Source organism: Pseudomonas sp. XP1, from assembly GCF_053557675.1.
Window position 1 is genome coordinate 81,637 of record NZ_JBNRIJ010000006.1, and the last position, 18,158, is coordinate 99,794.

Here is an 18,158-nt window from a genome sequence, read left to right on the forward strand (position 1 = left end):
CGTGTTCTACCTGTCGAGTTGGCTTTCCGTCCGCTGATAGATGGGCAAGTAAAGCTGCATGCAAGTTCCCCGGCCGGGCTCACTGTCGACGCAAATGGCACCACCGCTCTGCCTGGCAAAACCATACACCTGGCTAAGGCCCAGGCCAGTCCCCTTGCCAAAGGGCTTTGTAGTGAAAAACGGTTCGAAGATCCGCGGCAGCACCGCTGGCGCGATGCCCTCACCGCTGTCTTCCACCTCGAAACGCACAAACCCGCCGTGCAGGCCTTCCACCTCGCCTGCCAGTTCGACCACATCGACGGTCAACCCGATCCGGCCCTGCCCCGGGATGGCATCGCGAGCATTGAACAACAGATTGAGCAGCACCATCTGCAATTGACCGGCATCCACCTCGATCAGGGGCAGGTCCGGTTGCAACACCACCTCCAGGTCAATCGAACCAGGCAGCGCATGCTCCAGTAGACCACGGGTGGCGGCAATAAGGTTCGCCGGGGCGACGCAAGCCACATCAAGCTTGCGGTGGCGGGCAAAGCTGAGCAACTGCTGGGTCAGTTCGGTGCCCCGCTGCCCTGCATCCAGAATATGCTGCAGCATGCGCTGGGCGCGTACCGGGTCCTGGGTGGTCAGCGCCAGGCGCGCCGAGCTGATGATGATGGTCAGCAGGTTGTTGAAGTCATGTGCCAGGCCACCGGTCAACTGGCCGAGGGCCTCCAGCTTCTGCGCCTGGAACAGCTGAGCGCGCACCGCATCCAGTTGCAGCGCCGACTCGCGCCGGTCGGTGATGTCCCGGGTCACCTTGGCCAGGCCTACGACCTGGCCCTGGTCATCGCGGATCACATCCAGCGCGGCCAGCGCCCAGAACTGCGTGCCATCCTTGCGTACACGCCAGCCTTCATCCTGCGCCACGCCCTGCTCCAGCGCCTGGCGCAGCAAGCGCTCCGGGCGGCCTTCGGTGCAATCCTGCGGGGTGAAGAACAACGAGAAATGCTTGCCGATCACTTCATCGGCACGATACCCCTTGATGCGTTGCGCACCTGCGTTCCACGACACCACATGGCCGGACGGGTCGAGCATGTAGATGGCGTAATCCACTACCGACTGAACCAGCTGTTCATAGCGGTGGGCAGGCATGACGGGGTGGTCGAGACAATCAGCTGAAACCATGCGAGCTCCACCGGTACGGCAGGACGGAAGATAGGGCGAGGTTCAACGCTGTGGCTCAACCAGCACCGGGCTGATGCGCCGCGGCATCGCCACTTTCAGCAGCCACAGGCCAACCAGCAGGATAAACCCGCCACCGGCCAGGGCCATCAGCCGCTGCGATTGAGGGTGTTCTGCATCGAGCCCCAGCAGCAGCAGGTAACCACCAAGACTGATCAGGCTGAGGTAGAGAAACGCCCCCAACACGACTACCAGCACGAACAACAGTCGCCAGAACAGCCGCGGGCGCACGATACGCTCGGAAGCACTGGACTGAATCATCACCACACTCTTGGATCCAATAGAGGGCAACAGTGGCGTAATGACAGCAAGGTGTCAATTGCCCATTCGATCGACCCTTCATTCTGTTGATCATAGGCGCTGTGGTTGACTCAACTATAACAATGGGTTATAAAGCGCGCTTGATTGCGAAGCCCTTCTGCTTAGAAGCGAGCTGGTCGTTACGGCCCCTTCATGCGTGCGAGTGTGGTGGAATTGGTATACACAGCAGACTTAAAATCTGTCGGCGTGAGCCTTGCGGGTTCGAGTCCCGCCACTCGCACCAAATTCCTTGCGAAGGCGCCCTTGCGGCGCCTTTTTGCTGCCCGCCGGCAATCCTTTGCGCAGCTGCTAGAGTGGTGCTTGTACCCGCCCACTGGAACGCCGCCATGCGCTACTCCCTTTTCGATGGTCAACGCGACATCCTTATCCTGATTGCCCGCGTGCTGCTGGTGATCCTGTTCGTCTTGTCTGGCTGGGGCAAGCTGACCGGGTTCGAAGGCACGGTCGGCTACATGACTTCACTGGGCGCCCCTGCCCCAATGCTGGCAGCGGCAGTTGCCGTGCTCATGGAGTTCGTCGTCGGCATCCTGCTGATCCTCGGTTTCTACACCCGACCGCTGGCCTTCCTGCTTGCGCTTTTCGTACTGGGTACGGCGCTGCTGGGCCACCCGTTCTGGAACATGGTCGACCCTGAGCGCAGCGCCAACATGACCCAGTTCCTGAAAAACCTCAGCATCATGGGTGGCCTGCTGATGCTGGCAGTGAGCGGCCCAGGGCGTTTTTCGGTAGACGGGCGCTGAGTCAGTCGTCTTCGCAGTCATCGAACCAGGCTGGGTGATCGCGCTCCTCGTCATCGAGGTCATCCAGCGTTTCCTCGTCCTCCTCGACCTCATCCTCGGCGCCCTGGGCATCCGCTTCTGGCTCCGAATCGTCGTAGAGGAATTCGTGGTCAAGCAGGTGATCGTGCTCGGGTTCGTGCAAGTCGTCTTCGTCGTGCATGCTGGCTCCTGGGCTGGTGGCAGGCTTGTATAGGCTGATCGGCTGCGCAGGTCAATGCGTTACCGCTTAATGCTCGGTTAACCGGCCGGGTCCACTCTGCTGGCTCTCCCTTCAAACGTTGCTTGCCCGCCTCCCATGGCGGGCTTTTTTATCCCCTTGGGTTTTCCCTTCGTCCAGCCTTGGCAAATCACAGTGAACTGCGCCCATGCTGGCCAGGCTCGCAAATGATGCAGGACCTGTCGTTTTTCAAGGAGAAAGACCATGGCTGTATATATCGACAACCTCATCATCACCACCCCCGTGCCTAAGTCCGCGACCAACCCGGTAGCCCTGGAGTTGACCGGTGCCCAGGCGCTGGCGACCCTGCCTGAAGTCATCGCCCGCCTGAGTGACGGCTCGATCCGCATGACCGCCCCCACCAAGGGCGCATCCAGCAAGAGTACCCACCGTACCCGCTGCGAGTGGAAGGAGCCGGCGTACTGGGCGCTGAACAGCGGCGCCCGGCACCGCAATTACCAGACCATGACACTGCAGAAAGTGAACTTTGCGCAAAAGGTGGTGATTGCCCAGATGCACGTCAAAGACGACGACAACCCGCCCATCAAGGTGTTCTGGAACAAGGGCAAGATCACCGTGGGCTTCCGGACCGACTTCAACCAGACGGCCACGAGCAGCAGCACGGTGCTGGCCGACGTACCGCTCGGTGCCGGTTTCGATGTGAGCATCGACGTGACGAACAACGGCGCCTGCACGGTCAGTGCAAGCTGCAACGGCCGTATTGGCAGCACATCGCCCCTGCAGTTGGGTGCGACCTGGGCAACGCGCACGCTCAACTTCCATGGTGGGGTATACAACCAGGTGGACTACACCGCCGACACGCCTGCCGAGGACGGTTCGGTGTGCGTCATCAGCCAACTGGAACTGAGCCATGCATGACAAGCTCATGACCTGACCTTCACGAAATACTGACATCCGGGTGGGCACACTGGCCCTGCTCCGTATGTTCTTGCAGCCCGCCGCATTATTGCCGCGGGCTTTTCTTTTTGTGGCGAGCCTTACGCAGAACCCTGTAGGAGCGGCCTTTTGTCGCGATGGGCTGCAAAGCAGCCCCAACAACTTATGCGCCACCGCTGAAATCCCGGGGCCGCTCTGCGGCCCTTTCGCGACACAAGGCCGCTCCTGCAAGTGCCCGCGCAGGGCAGGTACCTGCTGCGTCCAAGCCTCCCACCCAAGACCATGACCTGAAGCAGCTTTACCCCACCAGGCGAGGGCTATGCTAACCCCGCCGATATCATTCAGATAGACACGGAGGCTCCTATGAAAGCTGCTGTTGTTGCACCAGGCCGTCGCGTGGATGTGGTGGAGAAAACCCTGCGCCCCCTCGAGCACGGGGAAGCGCTGCTGAAGATGCAATGCTGCGGTGTCTGCCACACCGACCTGCACGTGAAAAATGGCGACTTCGGTGACAAGACCGGTGTGGTGCTAGGCCACGAAGGCATCGGTGTGGTCCAGGAAATTGGACCAGGCGTCACCTCGCTCAAGCCGGGCGACCGCGCCAGCGTGGCCTGGTTCTACCAGGGCTGCGGGCATTGCGAGTATTGCACCAGCGGCAACGAAACCCTGTGCCGCGAGGTGAAGAACTCCGGCTACACCGTGGACGGCGGCATGGCCGAAGCCTGCATCGTCAAGGCCGACTACTCGGTAAAAGTGCCCGACGGGCTCGACTCCGCTGCCGCCAGCAGCATTACCTGCGCTGGCGTGACCACCTACAAGGCGGTGAAGATCTCCAACATCCGCCCCGGCCAATGGATCGCCATCTACGGCCTCGGCGGCCTGGGCAACCTTGCCCTGCAATATGCCAAGAACGTCTTCAACGCCAAAGTGATCGCCATCGACGTCAACGAAGAGCAACTGCGCTTCGCCAGCGAGATGGGCGCTGACCTGGTCATAAACTCACGCACCGAGGATGCCGCCAAGGTCATCCAGGCCAAGACCGGTGGCGCCCATGCCGCCGTGGTTACCGCCGTTGCCAAGGCTGCCTTCAACTCGGCGGTTGATGCCCTGCGTGCGGGGGGCCGCCTGGTTGCGGTCGGGCTGCCATCGGAAGCCATGAACCTGAATATCCCTCGCCTGGTGCTGGATGGTATCGAAGTGATCGGCTCACTGGTCGGGACCCGACAGGACCTGCAGGAAGCTTTCCAGTTTGCGGCGGAAGGGAAAGTGGTGCCGAAGGTGACCCTACGGCCGATAGAGGATATAAACCAGATCTTCGATGAGATGCTGGAGGGCAAGATCAAAGGGCGGATGGTGATTCAGTTCGAGGGGTGATTGCCTGAAAGCAGATCGTCATTTCGAGCAAACACAAAGCCCATAGATAATCATCTACGGGCTTTTTGCCTTTTCAAAATCCAGGAGCCTGGGCACCGGCCTGACAACTGACGTGCCCTTTGGTGTGAGCTAAACCACGTGTCTAATTGGGCTTACAGTGCAATCGCATACCATTGAGTGCCGTATCATCCCCATCAAGAGGATCCTCGACACGGGTTACAAAACCATCTGCAGACTGACCATCCGGGCAAGAGAAGATCTTACTCCACTCACCCCATTGAGCGGATGGTTCCAATTTTAAAACCCTCCCGTTCCTGCAGATCAATCGGACATTACCGGCAGCAGTATCATCACCATCGAGTGGTTTTTCGATGCGAATCTGAAATCCGGTCACAGGTCCATCAGTAGCTGAACAGAAGATAGGGTCTTTAATCTCTTTGCCCCAAGGGCCTTCTTTGCTTCTGATCGGCAAAAGAGTATCTCTGGAACAATACATTTCGACGGCATTCAAGGCTGTGTCATCTCCATCCACGGAGGGCTCACTCTTTAATCTGAATCCCCAGACGAAATTTCCGGCGGGACATTTGGCGATGCCCCCCCAACTTCCCCAGTACCCGTCTGACTCCGATGTCAGCGTGTCGGGCACGACATTCTTGCCAATAAAGGGATCAAGTTCTATGCGAGCCGAGGATATTTTCCCTTCAAGTTGCTCGCTGTCATCCGAACGAACAACCTTGACCTTTCCATCAGGGCTGGTCCAGCTAATTTTAAATGTGGGAATTGTGACAGGCGTGTCTACATTCTCTAGGACAGTTATGGTTGAACACCCTTGGTCACAAGTGTTTGCATTCCAATTGCCATAAAACTGAATGATTGTATTTTTCGCCGCCTTGAGCAGACGAGCAGAAACAGCCTCATCATTGTCGCACCCCTGGCTCCCAGGGAAATTGAATGAGTAATTCCTATCTAGCGGGATAGTACAAAGATTATTTTGACCACCGTTTTCTGCTTCATACAGAACGATTTTAGCATCTGAATAATCGCCCGACACGTCAGTCTCCACCTTGATCCGACTAACCTTCCCGTCAAGCCCATTATTCTTAACCCAAACCATATGATACTCATCATTATCGAAAACGTTCTGCTCGAAAGTATTTATTCCTAATACTTTATCGCGACCGATATCGCGCTTGATATCGACAATCGCGTAATCGTCTTGCATATCGCCACTGGGACTGTCGAAAAATGTAATTCGCGTCCCTTTCTTGACACCCGACAGCGAAAAGGATCGCATCTCGTCATTCTCGCACCCAAGCCGCTCCTGATCGCTGCCCTGCAAATTAATGCTTCGATTAAATGCAGTAGAAAAGGTACAAACCAGGGATTGAGTTAGGTTGTTACCCTCATAGGCAGTAATCCCCCCATTATTGTGCCTTTCAACATACTCCAGCACATCACCCTGCTCGATGAAATCAACAGCAATATAATTAGGGTCTCGGCCGGCCGCAGGCTTGCACTGTTTATTAATTCTATCTACCAGCCCTACTCTGCCGCCAATCTCATTGTCGTCACCACTGTGCGTACTCAGGGGAACTGAATGATAGTGGTTCATCACAAAAAGCCGTGACCAGCCTTTGAAATCGCCGTGACTGGCTGTCTGTCTACTCAGCGGAATACTATCCCATCGTGTTTTACAGCTTAGGTCGTGATCGAAAATGGTACTCCCCAAAGACCAGTAATTTTCGACAGTAATATCCTGATCCTCGAACATGTAAACATTGTTAGAATAAGCGCCTGCGTTTTTTTGTTCTTGCGTGATGAGAACAAGCCTCTGATCAGAATCGATCATTTCTTGCAATGTAGGCCATTCAGTTCGTCCGGCCCACCGTCCTGTTGGATTGAAAACATAATGCCCCATCAGATGAACCGCATCAAACGCCTTCTGCATGGCTGCTCTGTCAGCACGATCCTCAAAGTGAATAGTGATTACAGCGTCTCTATTCAGCATCAAAAACGCGACTACCTCAGCCAAAACCTGTTGCAGCTTCGCTTGACAATCCCCTCGAGGATGACACAACTCAACAGGGTCATTATATGTGTCCAGCATAAGCCCTCTGACGCCCCGGGCTAACTGATCAGAAATTGAAAGTTTTTGATTAGGCAGACCAGTCCAGGTGCTGGTGACAAAAGAATTATGTGACATCACCCATTGGTACTCATTGAAGGGTCGTGACTTATCCACCACCTTACCTGCCTGTGCAGCATTAATGGCGTTGTCAACACCGGGCTGGCGCGCCAAAACGCAACCGCTTGACAGCATGAAAATCAGGGCCAATAACCATAGTTTCATATTCACGGGAACGCTCCATTCGAATATAACCTTGAGGCAAGGGCAGAACCTATCTACCTTTTCCGACCCAAACCGTGCATGCGCTTGTTTCGCCCACCTAAATTTTTCTTCGAGTCGGCTTTACCTCCACGAAAGACATAAACACATAGCAGGTCGAACAAATCGCGAAAGATCTGCAACACCGAGTCATATCAAGAGCACCTTTGAGTGCAATCGGAACTTCACTCTGCCAAGTGGCCTTGCACAACGCAACTAGCAAATATGCTAGGTATTCTTCGATCCATTCAGCACGGGCGTCCGACTTGTACTGGAGTAGCCCTCTGTTCAACCATCCAAACAAGGCCTACCCATACCAGATGAGCTTTTCCGATTTCCAGGCGAGCAAGCGCACGCAATCCGTCGTGCGCGCGCTGGCCGAAATGGGGCAGATCGTACTGTTGATTGGGCTGATCGCATTGAAAAAGACCGCAGACGTCAATCTGCGGGGCTTTCGAATGGTGGAGAGCGGGGCCGGAAACGAACCGACATAGTCGGATTTGCGATCCAATTCTAGAAATGCAATATCGTGAAGCAAAGACGTGAAGCCAACACCTTTATAAACCTTGAACGTCACTGGATAGTGACATGAACATTTTGGCCGATGCTTTGCAACACCGGCCGACATGCCAAGGCCGGGGTTACCCCTTGGTCAGATCAACCAATGGCGTCTGCCGCACTTCGGTTTCGCGGCCATCCTGAATCTCGCTCACCTGCTTCAAGGCCTTGTCCACCGCCACCTTGTCCGTGAGCAAGCTGTAGCTGATGTGGAACTGCCGGTTTTCCTTCGGTCCGATTGTCGGCACCAGGTTCAATGGCCGCTGGTAACGGCGGTTGTAGGAAAAACTTGTCCCCGGCTCCAGCCCCGTCACATAACCCTGGCCTTGGGTATCGGTATTTTTCCACAGGGAAAATACAGGCAGTGTCCGCGTATTGAAGCCGACCGAAACGCCCAGATTGCCAGCCTTGTCATGCAACACGGTCAACGTATTGCCCTGCTCATCGGCATACGGCACCACGTTGTAAACCGTTTCGTCATAGTCCTTGGTCGGCGCTCGGTAGGTTTGCCAATCGGGCAGTTCTCCCCTCGCCTTGTCGTTGAATGGCGACACCTGTTTCACTGGCGCGGCAAAACGAGCGCCCTGCTCCAGAAACGGGGTGCTGAAGTTACTGTGATACAGCGCCTGGTATTCCTTCGGATAGTCGCCGTTGTTGGTCAGGGTGTCGTTGAGGGCGAACATCACGCTGCCCGGTTCGGTGACCAATTCGGTCACGACGGAGAAGTCGACCTTCTTGAACGCCTGCTCTTTCAGTTCGCCACGCAGGCTGATGGCGTACGGTGGTTTCTCATCGATGTGTAGGGTGACTTTGTTCGCAGGTATGTTGGCAGCCCTACCATGCAGGGTCAGCAGTTCCCCATTGTCGACGCCTGGGTGGCCGACCCATTCGTAACCGCAGCGGGCGACCAGTTCGTTGAAGCCCTCCAGCCAGCCAAGGCCATTGCGCCCATTGAGCTCGATGAAGGACGGGTTGACCACTTCCTTGACCGGCGAATCCCAGCCCATGCGCACATTACCGACCGACGCCTGCAAGACGTTCATTCCACGGGTCGGCACTACCGAAAGTTTCATCGTACCGTTATCGATGTCGACGATGCTGACACCCTCTTGCCGGCCTCCGTGCAAAGTGCGCAAGGTAACGCTGAAGGGCTTGTCAGTTTTTACGCCAAGTTGCTGGCTGCTGATCTGCCAGTTCTGGGCGGCTTTGTCGGTGTCGAGCAGAACGTAATCCCAGGCCATGGTGTGGGAGGTTGCGGACAGGGCGGCGAGAGCAACGAAGAATTTGAGAAGGGGCATGACAGGTGGCCTTTCTTGGAGTTGTTCCCCTTTATAGACACGAAGAAACGTTTCAGCAAGCTAACCAAAGAGATGCTTTCGATTGGCACGGGTTTCTTTAGCTATTTTCAGGGAGTAGCCTCGGCACAGTGAATCCTTCGAGCCCGATCAGGTTATCAACCGTGTGAAGGCATCAGAGAAACAGAAAAATTGCCAAACTCGATAGAATCTTCATTGCCATGCCAGACGGTTTCCCTGACTTGCCCTCGCTGAACGCGTTGCGTGTTTTTGAAGTGGTGGCTCGCCGCTTGAACTTCCGTGTGGCTGCCGAGGAACTGGGCGTGACCCAGGCAGCAGTTGCCCAGCAGATACGCGGATTGGAGGCGAGCCTGGATCTGCGTTTGTTTGAACGCCTGCCCCGTGGCTTGGCGTTGACCGATGCGGGCCTGGGCTATAGCGGAAGCATTCGCAGTGCGCTGGCCATGATCGACGAGGCAACACGCCTGCTTCGGCCACAGACTTCTCACCTGACAATCAGCGTTACACCTACCTTCGCCTCGAAATGGCTGATTCCCAGGCTCGGCAATTTCGCGCAGAGTCATCCAGACATCGATTTGCGTGTGCTGGCAACCGATTGGCTGTCGCACTTCAGCAACGATGGTGTGGATATCGCTGTCCGCTATGGCAACCCCGAGTTCGGAGCGGGTTTGAATAGCGAGCTGCTGATGGAGCAGCGTATCGTTGCGGTGGCCAGCCCAAGGCTGTTCGAAGGCAACGAAATACCTGCCAGCTTTGCGCAGTTGCAGGACTTCGTCATGTTGCACGATGCCCATAATTTCTGGCCTCAGTTCCTTGCAGAGCTGTTCCCGCATCACCTGCAACCCACAGCCAGAAATCTGCGCTTCAATCAGACCTCATTGGCCATTGAAGCGGCAATCAGTGGCCAGGGCATTGCCTTGGCCAGCCCTGCGTTCGTCGGTGATGACATTGCCGCAGGTCGACTGATGCAGGTTTTTACCCAACAACTCAGGGTCGACAAGTCGTTTTATCTGGTCTGGCCACGCAAGATGAAACAGCCGGACTCATTGAGCGTGGTCCAACACTGGCTCAAGCAGCAAGCTGTCGATAGTTAATCTATCGCAATAGTAAAGTTTAGCTGTCTCCCTCACCAATGGGGCTGCTGCTAAGGTGAATGCACCTGAAAAATCAGCATTGAAAGATTGGAGGCAGCATGTCAGTAGAAAAAGTTGCGATTATCACGGCAGGTGGCAGCGGCATGGGCGCAGCGGCAGCACGACGCCTGGCCGCCGACGGCTTCAAGGTTGGGATTCTCTCCTCTTCGGGCAAGGGCGAGGCGTTGGCTGCCGAACTCGGCGGTATTGGTGTAACCGGTAGCAACCAGTCGGTTGAAGACCTGCAACGCCTGGTCGACGCTGTCGTGGAGAAGTGGGGCCGTATCGATGTGCTGGTCAATAGCGCCGGCCATGGTCCACGCGCGCCAATCCTGGAAATCAGCGACGAGGATTGGCACAAGGGTATGGATACTTACCTGCTCAATGTCATTCGCCCGACTCGCCTGGTGACGCCTTACATGCAGCGTCAGAAGAACGGAGTGATCATCAACATCTCCACTGCCTGGGCGTTCGAACCCAGCGAGCTGTTCCCGACTTCCGCGGTATTCCGCTCGGGCCTTGCCGCATTCACCAAGATCTTCGCCGACAATTTCGCCGGCGATAACGTGCGCATCAACAACGTCCTACCTGGGTGGATCGACAGCTTGCCGAGCACCGAGCAACGCCGCGACAGCGTGCCGCTCAAGCGCTACGGCACCAGCGAAGAAATCGCTGCGACCATTGCGTTCCTTGCTAGCGAAGGCGCGGCCTACATCACCGGGCAGAACATCAGGGTCGATGGCGGCGTAACACGCAGCATTTGATAGTCCGTGGTCGCAGCGCTGCTGCGGCCTGCACCTGTGGCGAATGGACTGTGGGCAACGAGATCCGGGCGTGCATGGGGCCGGCGCCCCCTGCTTCTGCCCTCTTCGAAAGGGAGGGTTGTCGTCACGGTCTCTTAAAGTGCCAGTAAGGCTTTGGTATAGCTCTCCGGGCATTGCGAAGACCTGCGCCCTTGGTGTTCGCAATGGTCCAACCGAGCAGTGCATTTGGACGCGCTATCGCTTGTAGGTGGGCTTGGCCGTGTGAGGACTGGTCCAAACGACCTTCGGCTTGCTCGCTAGCACTCCGCTGACGCCAGAAGGAACGCTTTCAATCTGGCCGCCCAGCTTGATGAACAACTCGGTCTGTTCATTCAAACGCTCATGGGCACGCTGCGTCTCGGGGGATATGGCCTGGTGCATAAAGCTACCTCAAAGTGAGAAGCCGCAGAGCACGGCTACGTGGTCACTATACAAGGATTTGGCTGTATCCGTTTGAATTGCGACAAGGTGCTCGAAAATCCCAGCATGATGAACACTAATTTCCGCATGTTTGGATTAGAAGTCCACGAACCTAACGATCCGCCGATGGCAACACAAACGAAAGTTCGGCAGTCCAGTTCCGCGGTAATCGACCGAAGGCAGCGTCGGAGATTAGGACATCAGCCTCGTCAGCTGGCCGCTCGGGCACTCCAAGGAGGAAATCTGTATTTTTACGTAAGGTGCTGACCGCGCTAGTTTTACCGGAACTTGCTTTCTTTGCCTGGTTGTTTGGCCATTCGTAAGAGACGATAACGATGCGGACCCACCAGCGCTTTGGCGAGCTGCAAAACCTCTCCCCGGCGTTTTGCCAACCTAATCAAAACCCCTCTCAGATTCAGACTCATCAAGCGCCCATAGCCTAGCCGCGTCAGCAATTTCGAGCATGTCGATAGCGGCCGAAAAGGTGCGGCAGCGCCTTATGCTCGGCGTCCGCCATCAGGGTTGTTTTAGCCAAGCCTTCAGTAGCACCTTACCCGAGAGAGCGAAGCTTCGCGATATCTCGGCTCGGTGGGGCTCCAAACATCCGGCTGTATTCACGGCTGAACTGTGAGAGACTTTCATAGCCCACCTTGAATCCGGCTGTAGATACATCCAGACCCTCTGAGATCATCAACCTGCGTGCATGCTGCAGGCGAAGTTGTTTTTGATACTGCAAAGGACTCATTGCGGTGACAGCCTTGAATCGATGGTGAAGCGTCGAGTTACTCAGATTGACATAGCTCGCTAGCTCATCAATGTGCAACGGCTGTGCGTAATTGTTGTTCAGCCATTCAATGGCCCTAGTGACGCGATGGGTCTGGCTATCGGTTATGGCTATCTCATGTAAACGCTGACCCTGCTGGCCTTTGAGCAGTCGGTAGAAAATTTCTCTCAGTGCTAGCGGCGCCAACGCTGGGATATCCGATGGCACATCCAACAGACGTACCAATCGCAGCATTGCATCGAGCAAGGAGCTATCGATCTTATCCAGATATAGCCCTCGGTGGGGGTGTTGGCTCGGCACGCCGACAGGGCTGACGTCTGCGATCAGCTGAGCGATTTCTGCCGGATCGATATCCAGGCGGATGCAGAAATAGGGCTGTTCTGAGGATGCCTCTGTCACTTGACCCGCTAGAGGCAGGGTTACCGAGACGACCAGATAGTTCAAAGGGTCGTAGACATAGCTTTCTTCCCACAACTGCACCTGTTTACGGCCCTGCACAACGATGCATAGCCCCGGCTTATGGACAGTATGGATCACGTCGGTTGGAGTATCACTGCGTATGAAATGCAGCGGAGCAATTCCCGTCTGAAACACGCCATAGGTGGGAGCATAACGAAGCATGGTTGATGCCAGCTCGGCCCTCAGACGCGTCAGCTCTTCGTCCCTATCATCCACTGCCATTACCTCCCATTAGGCTGGTTCTATTGCAAAGAATAAATTGGCCCGCTGCTTTTTGGGTAGATGCTAATGGTCTCCCTTCAAATGCAAGAGCCCGGTGGGCCGGGCTCTCGATAGGAAGGGCTATATGCGTCAGGCATTGGTGGTACGATCCACATCGACTTTAGCCACTCTACGGGCATTAAGACGTTCCGCACCATCTTCAGCCACACGGCGGTCATTCAGGCGATCAGCACCACCCTCAGCCTGACGGCGGTCATTCAGGCGATCCGAACCATCCTCGGCCATGCGTCGGTCATTCAGGCGATCAGCACCACCCTCAGCCACACGGCGGTCATTCAGGCGATCAGCGCCGTCCCCAGCCGCACGCCGGTCATTCAGGCGATCAGCACCACCCTCAGCCACACGGCGGTCATTGAGACGATCCGCTCCACCCTCCACCACAAGGGGAGCCATCACTTCTTTGCAGGTCTGATTGGTCCAACGGCCAATTTCTTTGGCCGGCAGTGCCATCGAACTTGCACTGAGAGCAGATAAGGCAATTCCAATCATCATTGAATGTACAGTTTTCATGACAGCGACTCCGTAATTTGCGATGGATTCGTTGCCGGTTTTTCAGTGCAAAGCGTGACGTGGATTCCTGTTTGTTGCAGGCTAGGTCGCTCTGATGGCCGGCGGCAGAAGCGGGCTCGCTTTCTGCTTGGGCTCAGATTACGGCGGCGATAAGCAGGCCGTTATTTGGTTCCTGCGAGGCTTTTGCATATTCCTGCGCAGGGCTGCTTTCTGGCGGATTCACTCGAGCGCAGGGCCTTCGAGGTTAATCACCGATTCACATCGAACACCAGTTTGCCGCGAGTATGTCCTCCCCGGCTTAGCATCAAAGCCTCAGCCGCGTTGGAAAGCGGAACGACCTCAACCTCGACGTGGAGCTTCTTCTCAGCAAACAATTTCGCTATCTCCGCTAACTGGCGCCCGTCCGACCGGGTTGCGAAGTTTTTGCCCACTACGCCGTACTCAAGAGCTTTCTGCACGTTGGGCGTGCTGACAGGCGAGACTAATGCCCCACCGCGTTTGATCACCGCCCAGGAGCGATCCTGAGTTTCTCCGCCGATCAGATCAATGACGGTATCGACATCGCTGACGAGGTTCTCGAACTGTTGTGCGGTGTAATCAATGAACTGATGGGCGCCGAGTGATCGGAGATAGTCTCGGTTTCTGGTCGAGCCCGTTGCCACTACATGAGCGCCGGCCAGCCGTGCTAACTGGACCGCGAAACTACCCACCCCGCCTGCGGCACCGTGAATCAAAACAGTCTGACCTGGCTGGATTTCGGCTTGTTCGTGCAGCGCCTGCCAAGCAGTAAGCGCTGCGGCAGGAATTCCACCGGCGTGAACAAGTGATAGCCCATCGGGTTTGTGCGCAAGCCTGTCGGGCGTTGCAAGAGCCTGAGTGGCGTAACCACCGACTATTCCAATGAATCCGAACACCTCATCACCCACAGCGTATTCATGAATATTCTTTCCAACTGCTGCAATGGTGCCAGCAACCTCGACACCCGGCGTGTAGGGGAAGGACATTGGGATGAACTGCTTCATGGCCCCCGAGAGAATCTTCCAGTCGATCGGATTGATTCCGCTCCCGGCAACGTCAATCAGAACCTGGTCATCGTTGGGCACCAGCTCTTCAAGCTCTATCAGCTCAAGCCGCTCAACCTGACCGTACTCTGCCACTTGTATAGCTTTCATGAACTTCCCCGTCTGTAGGTAATGGTTTATCTAGTCGATAGTTGCCAGCGCGCGTCAGTTACTGGCGACGCGCGTCCAAGCTGAAGCGGCCTGCGCCGTAGGCCACGATCTGCAACAAACCGCCGGCCATCGCGATGTTCTTGAAGAAGTGAATGAATTGATTTTGATCGGCCAGAGCACTGTGGAAGATCACCGCAGTGAGGACACTGAAAAGCGCCAAAACTGCTGCGACAACACGGGTTTTATAGCCGGCGATCAGAGCGACACCGCCGGCTATTTCCACAAGGATGGCAAGCGTCAGCGCTAAGGAAGGAAACGGCAGACCAACTGAACTGATGTAGCCGATCATCATGGCCGGCGCGCTTACCTTGGATACGCCTGAGAGGATGAAGATCGCGCTCAGAAAAACGCGTCCTACTAGTGCGGCGGCACCAGCTGTTGCAGCCGAAGGATGAGAGACTGAGCTTGAAATGGTGGCGGCGTGAGGCATGGCATACGTTCCTTGATATAAGCATTCCGGAATGGAACGCTGGTATGAGTAAGTTTGGAACAGCCTCACATAGCTGAATAGCCGCCTAATTTCGTTGTTTACGTTCGATGAAATAGACAAGCATGTTTGCTTTTTGCCCGCTGTCATTGCATGGCCTCAAACGCCGACCGCTTACGCAGGATCGTGCATGTTGACCGGAGGAATCGGATAACCCAGCCCAGCCAAGGCTTCTTACTCTTGCTTCACCACCTGCCTGCCGGCGGTGGCCCCTTAAGCCAGAAACAGGAGTACGAAAATGCACGGCATCGAACAAAAAGTCATCGTCATCACCGGCGCCAGCAGTGGTATCGGCGAAGCGACAGCCCGCCTGCTTGCCAGCAAAGGCGCTCGCGTGGTCCTGGGCGCCCGCCGCACCGATCGCCTGGAAACTCTGGCCAGGGAGATTCGTTCAGCAGGCGGTGTCGCTGATGTCCTGGCGCTGGATGTCACCAACCTGGATGACATGCAGTCCTTTATCGACTTCGCTATCGAACTGCACGGACGCGTCGACGTGCTGATCAACAATGCCGGCGTCATGCCGCTTTCGAAACTCGAAGCGCTCAAGGTAGATGAGTGGAATCGGATGATCGATGTGAACATTCGCGGCGTCCTGCACGGCATTGCCGCAACGCTGCCGCTCATGCAAGAACAGCGTGCCGGTCAGATCATCAATATTGCCTCGATTGGAGCCTACGCCGTGAGCCCGACCGCTGCGGTGTACTGCGCGACCAAATATGCCGTACGGGCCATTTCCGAAGGTTTGCGCCAGGAGGTGGGGGGGGACATCCGGGTCACCGTCATTGCCCCAGGCGTCACCGAGTCCGAACTGGCCGACAGCATTTCCGATGAGGGCGGGCGAACCGAGATGCGCGAGTTCCGCAAGATCGCGATTCCAGCCTCGGCGATTGCCCGGGCGATCGCCTACGCCGTAGAACAGCCTGCAGATGTCGATGTCAGCGAACTGATCGTGCGTCCAACCGCAAGTCCATTCTGAATGTTTGGTCGACAGCGAGGAAATGCCATGGGTGAACCACTTGGAGAGCAGGATAAATACGTTGGCATGTGGGTGACGGCTGACGGTCGCATTCGCCATGAGCTCCTGCCTGGCGGCCGCTATGACGAAGCCCGCGCAGGGCAACAAAGCGCGTACCAAGGTCGATACTGGCTAGAGGGTGATCACATCGAGTATGTGGATGACAGCGGATTTACTGCCGACGGGGAGTTTCGTAGCAACGTGCTGTATCACGCAGGGATGATTCTATATCCCGAGCGTTGAAGGCCCGGCCGGAATGGAGACATTCCGGCTTTTTTTCGACCTTTACCTTTCAGAACACGCATCCAGAGCGGGTTCTTTACATCCCCAAACGGGTCCGCGATGGGCCTTCACCATTGAAAGCCTAGGCTTGAACTTCAAGTCCACCCTGTGAGACCAATGCCCGAGGTGGCTCGTTTGAGCACGCGTACTGACTGAGGTGACAATTCCCATGGATGTCATAGAGCGGACTTCAGCCCATGGTTTGGAGGCTTACATTCGGGGTGAGCGGCTTGCCGCCTCGGACGTCCTGGCCGATAGGGATATGTTGGTGCAGATCTTCAACCGGGAGCGTAACGAAGAGAGCTTTATCGTGCCCGCCGTAGCTGAGCCCTTGCTCGTGTGGATCATCTCCGGGAATGCTGCCGTTCAGGAGCGTGAGCTTGATGGCGACTGGCAATGTAGCCAGGTGTCCAAAGGTGATTTCTTCTTGACTACCTCGGCACAGCCTTACGAGATGCGCTGGCACGTAGACGGTGTAGAACCATTTGAAGTCATGCATATCTACCTCGGCATCCCGCTTTTGGAGAAAGCCATCCATGAGGTCTTGGGCGGGTCTGTGGAAGCGGTTCGACTACGTGAAGTCTCAGGCGGGCGTGACGATGGGTTGTCCGTTCTATTGGAGCAAGTTCGCCTGGAGCTGACGGGGCACAGGGCCAGTCCACTTTATCTGCAGGGTCTGGCCCAGTGCATCGCCATTCACCTTGCCCGCAGCTACCTAGACAGCTCAGCGGACGATATCGTGCGCCGCAACGCATTGCCTGCTTACAAGCTGCGCCGCGTGCTGTCGGCGATGGAGGCGAATCTTGCTGAGGAATTCAATCTCGGGCACTTGGCCGAAATAGCAGGGATGAGCGAGTACCACTTCAGCCGGCTGTTCAAAAAAGCCGCTGGTTATTCTCCGTCGCAGTTCTTTATCAGACTGAGGATGGCAAGAGCCCGGCAGCTCCTGGTCGAAACGGATCGGAGCGTGATCGATATAGGCTTGGAGATCGGATACAGCAGCCCAAGCCATTTTTCGCAGGTGTTCAAACGTGAGGTTGGCGTCACGCCCACTCAATACCGTAAATAGTGAGTGGGCTATGCCAGTCAGAGGTTCTGGGGACGGAATTGCTGGCGAAAGTCCAAGGTTTCTCCAGCCACCATGAATTGACCGCCTCCCCTGTAGTGCAGCGTTCTAGGCTGCTCCACGGAGCGATCTACGTGCGCTTTGACGACTTCCCAGATGAACAAACCGTAATCGCCAATCAGCTTCGAATCGTACAGCTGGCATTCGAAGCTGGCATAACATTCGGCTATCAGCGGCGCTGCAACCCGCGTCGCCGCTGTCGCGGTAAGTCCGAATTGACCAAACTTGTCCACGTCAGTGCCCGTACTGTTTCCCACCGCGACCACCTGGTCCGCCAGCTCCAGAGTGGGTACGTTGATCACGCATTGCTGGCTGTTGCGAATCAGTTCATAGCTATGGTTCCCCGACCAGATGTAGCAGCCAAAAAGGGCTGGATCGAATTGCATCATCATGTGCCAGCCCATGGTCATGATGTTGCTTTCGCCGTTCCAGGCTGAGGTCACGAGCACGATGGGCCCGGTTTCCAGATGCTGGCGAACGTCGATGAGGGGAAAGTCGGATTTTCGAAGTGCGGTCATGACGCCTCCGCTGAAAAGGTCTGCTAGCAAGGAAACGC

20 protein-coding genes and 1 tRNA gene are annotated in these 18,158 nt (G+C 56.1%); 10 read left to right on the top strand and 11 right to left on the bottom strand.

Annotated elements, in window-relative coordinates:
• Window positions 1-6: 6 nt before the first annotated feature.
• Both ACK1U9_RS07925 and ACK1U9_RS07930 read right to left on the bottom strand, forming a co-directional pair.
• Window positions 7-1,164 (bottom strand): two-component system sensor histidine kinase NtrB, encoded by a 1,158-nt coding sequence (locus ACK1U9_RS07925; RefSeq protein WP_046614970.1) that lies wholly within the window; start codon window positions 1,162-1,164, stop codon window positions 7-9.
• 42 nt (window positions 1,165-1,206) lie between these two features.
• Window positions 1,207-1,482: a hypothetical protein gene (locus tag ACK1U9_RS07930; protein WP_046614969.1), complete on the bottom strand. Its 276-nt coding sequence runs from the start codon at window positions 1,480-1,482 to the stop codon at window positions 1,207-1,209.
• Window positions 1,483-1,680: 198 nt separating this feature from the next.
• On the opposite strand from ACK1U9_RS07930, the gene ACK1U9_RS07935 reads away from it, so the two are divergent.
• Window positions 1,681-1,765, top strand: a tRNA-Leu gene (locus tag ACK1U9_RS07935).
• 103 nt (window positions 1,766-1,868) lie between these two features.
• Window positions 1,869-2,282, top strand: coding sequence for a DoxX family protein (locus tag ACK1U9_RS07940; protein WP_085599310.1), 414 nt, complete (start codon window positions 1,869-1,871; stop codon window positions 2,280-2,282).
• A 1-nt stretch (window position 2,283) separates the two neighbouring features.
• On the opposite strand, the gene ACK1U9_RS07945 is transcribed toward ACK1U9_RS07940, so the two are convergent.
• The gene (locus ACK1U9_RS07945; protein ID WP_046614920.1) at window positions 2,284-2,481 is read right to left on the bottom strand and encodes a hypothetical protein; all 198 of its coding nucleotides are present in this window, start codon (window positions 2,479-2,481) and stop codon (window positions 2,284-2,286) included.
• Window positions 2,482-2,742: 261 nt separating this feature from the next.
• On the opposite strand from ACK1U9_RS07945, the gene ACK1U9_RS07950 reads away from it, so the two are divergent.
• Window positions 2,743-3,417 (top strand): polysaccharide lyase family 7 protein, encoded by a 675-nt coding sequence (locus tag ACK1U9_RS07950; RefSeq protein ID WP_153670732.1) that lies wholly within the window; start codon window positions 2,743-2,745, stop codon window positions 3,415-3,417.
• A gap of 381 nt (window positions 3,418-3,798) precedes the next feature.
• The gene (gene adhP, locus ACK1U9_RS07955) at window positions 3,799-4,809 is read left to right on the top strand and encodes an alcohol dehydrogenase AdhP (RefSeq protein WP_153670731.1); all 1,011 of its coding nucleotides are present in this window, start codon (window positions 3,799-3,801) and stop codon (window positions 4,807-4,809) included.
• Window positions 4,810-4,951: 142 nt separating this feature from the next.
• On the opposite strand, the gene ACK1U9_RS07960 is transcribed toward adhP, so the two are convergent.
• Complete coding sequence (locus ACK1U9_RS07960; RefSeq protein ID WP_286195687.1) at window positions 4,952-7,159, bottom strand: hypothetical protein; 2,208 nt, start codon at window positions 7,157-7,159, stop codon at window positions 4,952-4,954.
• A gap of 356 nt (window positions 7,160-7,515) precedes the next feature.
• Between ACK1U9_RS07960 and ACK1U9_RS07965 the strand changes: the two genes are divergently transcribed.
• Window positions 7,516-7,689, top strand: a complete 174-nt coding sequence (locus tag ACK1U9_RS07965; protein ID WP_153670729.1) for a hypothetical protein — start codon at window positions 7,516-7,518, stop codon at window positions 7,687-7,689.
• A gap of 147 nt (window positions 7,690-7,836) precedes the next feature.
• On the opposite strand, the gene ACK1U9_RS07970 is transcribed toward ACK1U9_RS07965, so the two are convergent.
• Window positions 7,837-9,051 carry an aldose 1-epimerase family protein gene (locus tag ACK1U9_RS07970; RefSeq protein WP_153670728.1) on the bottom strand — a complete coding sequence of 405 codons (1,215 nt, stop codon included), beginning with the start codon at window positions 9,049-9,051 and terminating at the stop codon, window positions 7,837-7,839.
• A 218-nt stretch (window positions 9,052-9,269) separates the two neighbouring features.
• On the opposite strand from ACK1U9_RS07970, the gene ACK1U9_RS07975 reads away from it, so the two are divergent.
• Together ACK1U9_RS07975 and ACK1U9_RS07980 are read left to right on the top strand one after the other, a co-directional pair.
• Window positions 9,270-10,163: a LysR substrate-binding domain-containing protein gene (locus tag ACK1U9_RS07975; RefSeq protein ID WP_153670727.1), complete on the top strand. Its 894-nt coding sequence runs from the start codon at window positions 9,270-9,272 to the stop codon at window positions 10,161-10,163.
• 98 nt (window positions 10,164-10,261) lie between these two features.
• A complete protein-coding gene (locus ACK1U9_RS07980; RefSeq protein WP_085599320.1) occupies window positions 10,262-10,966 on the top strand; it encodes an SDR family oxidoreductase in 705 nt (234 codons plus the stop codon).
• A gap of 234 nt (window positions 10,967-11,200) precedes the next feature.
• Here ACK1U9_RS07980 and ACK1U9_RS07985 read toward each other — a convergent pair whose 3' ends face one another.
• The 5 genes from ACK1U9_RS07985 to ACK1U9_RS08005 form a co-directional block, all read right to left on the bottom strand.
• The gene (locus ACK1U9_RS07985) at window positions 11,201-11,386 is read right to left on the bottom strand and encodes a hypothetical protein (RefSeq protein WP_046614911.1); all 186 of its coding nucleotides are present in this window, start codon (window positions 11,384-11,386) and stop codon (window positions 11,201-11,203) included.
• 589 nt (window positions 11,387-11,975) lie between these two features.
• Complete coding sequence (locus ACK1U9_RS07990) at window positions 11,976-12,890, bottom strand: AraC family transcriptional regulator (RefSeq protein ID WP_046614910.1); 915 nt, start codon at window positions 12,888-12,890, stop codon at window positions 11,976-11,978.
• A 129-nt stretch (window positions 12,891-13,019) separates the two neighbouring features.
• A complete protein-coding gene (locus ACK1U9_RS07995) occupies window positions 13,020-13,460 on the bottom strand; it encodes a hypothetical protein (protein WP_108480377.1) in 441 nt (146 codons plus the stop codon).
• Window positions 13,461-13,708: 248 nt separating this feature from the next.
• A complete protein-coding gene (locus ACK1U9_RS08000) occupies window positions 13,709-14,632 on the bottom strand; it encodes an NADP-dependent oxidoreductase (RefSeq protein ID WP_108480378.1) in 924 nt (307 codons plus the stop codon).
• Window positions 14,633-14,690: 58 nt separating this feature from the next.
• The gene (locus ACK1U9_RS08005) at window positions 14,691-15,122 is read right to left on the bottom strand and encodes a DoxX family protein (RefSeq protein ID WP_012314978.1); all 432 of its coding nucleotides are present in this window, start codon (window positions 15,120-15,122) and stop codon (window positions 14,691-14,693) included.
• A gap of 295 nt (window positions 15,123-15,417) precedes the next feature.
• Between ACK1U9_RS08005 and ACK1U9_RS08010 the strand changes: the two genes are divergently transcribed.
• The 3 genes from ACK1U9_RS08010 to ACK1U9_RS08020 all read left to right on the top strand — a co-directional run bounded on the left by ACK1U9_RS08010 (window position 15,418) and on the right by ACK1U9_RS08020 (window position 17,545).
• Window positions 15,418-16,155: an SDR family oxidoreductase gene (locus tag ACK1U9_RS08010; protein ID WP_046614907.1), complete on the top strand. Its 738-nt coding sequence runs from the start codon at window positions 15,418-15,420 to the stop codon at window positions 16,153-16,155.
• Window positions 16,156-16,182: 27 nt separating this feature from the next.
• Window positions 16,183-16,437 carry an Atu4866 domain-containing protein gene (locus ACK1U9_RS08015; RefSeq protein ID WP_108481309.1) on the top strand — a complete coding sequence of 85 codons (255 nt, stop codon included), beginning with the start codon at window positions 16,183-16,185 and terminating at the stop codon, window positions 16,435-16,437.
• 208 nt (window positions 16,438-16,645) lie between these two features.
• Window positions 16,646-17,545, top strand: coding sequence for an AraC family transcriptional regulator (locus ACK1U9_RS08020; RefSeq protein WP_108481310.1), 900 nt, complete (start codon window positions 16,646-16,648; stop codon window positions 17,543-17,545).
• A gap of 17 nt (window positions 17,546-17,562) precedes the next feature.
• On the opposite strand, the gene ACK1U9_RS08025 is transcribed toward ACK1U9_RS08020, so the two are convergent.
• Complete coding sequence (locus ACK1U9_RS08025) at window positions 17,563-18,120, bottom strand: flavin reductase family protein (RefSeq protein WP_108481311.1); 558 nt, start codon at window positions 18,118-18,120, stop codon at window positions 17,563-17,565.
• Window positions 18,121-18,158: the final 38 nt, after the last annotated feature.

Coding starts and splice junctions, on each gene's coding strand:
- ACK1U9_RS07925 (WP_046614970.1), bottom strand. CDS start 1,164: ATGGTTTCAGCTGATTGTCTCGACCACCCCGTCATGCCTGCCCACCGC.
- ACK1U9_RS07930 (WP_046614969.1), bottom strand. CDS start 1,482: ATGATTCAGTCCAGTGCTTCCGAGCGTATCGTGCGCCCGCGGCTGTTC.
- ACK1U9_RS07940 (WP_085599310.1), top strand. CDS start 1,869: ATGCGCTACTCCCTTTTCGATGGTCAACGCGACATCCTTATCCTGATT.
- ACK1U9_RS07945 (WP_046614920.1), bottom strand. CDS start 2,481: ATGCACGACGAAGACGACTTGCACGAACCCGAGCACGATCACCTGCTT.
- ACK1U9_RS07950 (WP_153670732.1), top strand. CDS start 2,743: ATGGCTGTATATATCGACAACCTCATCATCACCACCCCCGTGCCTAAG.
- adhP (WP_153670731.1), top strand. CDS start 3,799: ATGAAAGCTGCTGTTGTTGCACCAGGCCGTCGCGTGGATGTGGTGGAG.
- ACK1U9_RS07960 (WP_286195687.1), bottom strand. CDS start 7,159: ATGAAACTATGGTTATTGGCCCTGATTTTCATGCTGTCAAGCGGTTGC.
- ACK1U9_RS07965 (WP_153670729.1), top strand. CDS start 7,516: ATGAGCTTTTCCGATTTCCAGGCGAGCAAGCGCACGCAATCCGTCGTG.
- ACK1U9_RS07970 (WP_153670728.1), bottom strand. CDS start 9,051: ATGCCCCTTCTCAAATTCTTCGTTGCTCTCGCCGCCCTGTCCGCAACC.
- ACK1U9_RS07975 (WP_153670727.1), top strand. CDS start 9,270: ATGCCAGACGGTTTCCCTGACTTGCCCTCGCTGAACGCGTTGCGTGTT.
- ACK1U9_RS07980 (WP_085599320.1), top strand. CDS start 10,262: ATGTCAGTAGAAAAAGTTGCGATTATCACGGCAGGTGGCAGCGGCATG.
- ACK1U9_RS07985 (WP_046614911.1), bottom strand. CDS start 11,386: ATGCACCAGGCCATATCCCCCGAGACGCAGCGTGCCCATGAGCGTTTG.
- ACK1U9_RS07990 (WP_046614910.1), bottom strand. CDS start 12,890: ATGGCAGTGGATGATAGGGACGAAGAGCTGACGCGTCTGAGGGCCGAG.
- ACK1U9_RS07995 (WP_108480377.1), bottom strand. CDS start 13,460: ATGAAAACTGTACATTCAATGATGATTGGAATTGCCTTATCTGCTCTC.
- ACK1U9_RS08000 (WP_108480378.1), bottom strand. CDS start 14,632: ATGAAAGCTATACAAGTGGCAGAGTACGGTCAGGTTGAGCGGCTTGAG.
- ACK1U9_RS08005 (WP_012314978.1), bottom strand. CDS start 15,122: ATGCCTCACGCCGCCACCATTTCAAGCTCAGTCTCTCATCCTTCGGCT.
- ACK1U9_RS08010 (WP_046614907.1), top strand. CDS start 15,418: ATGCACGGCATCGAACAAAAAGTCATCGTCATCACCGGCGCCAGCAGT.
- ACK1U9_RS08015 (WP_108481309.1), top strand. CDS start 16,183: ATGGGTGAACCACTTGGAGAGCAGGATAAATACGTTGGCATGTGGGTG.
- ACK1U9_RS08020 (WP_108481310.1), top strand. CDS start 16,646: ATGGATGTCATAGAGCGGACTTCAGCCCATGGTTTGGAGGCTTACATT.
- ACK1U9_RS08025 (WP_108481311.1), bottom strand. CDS start 18,120: ATGACCGCACTTCGAAAATCCGACTTTCCCCTCATCGACGTTCGCCAG.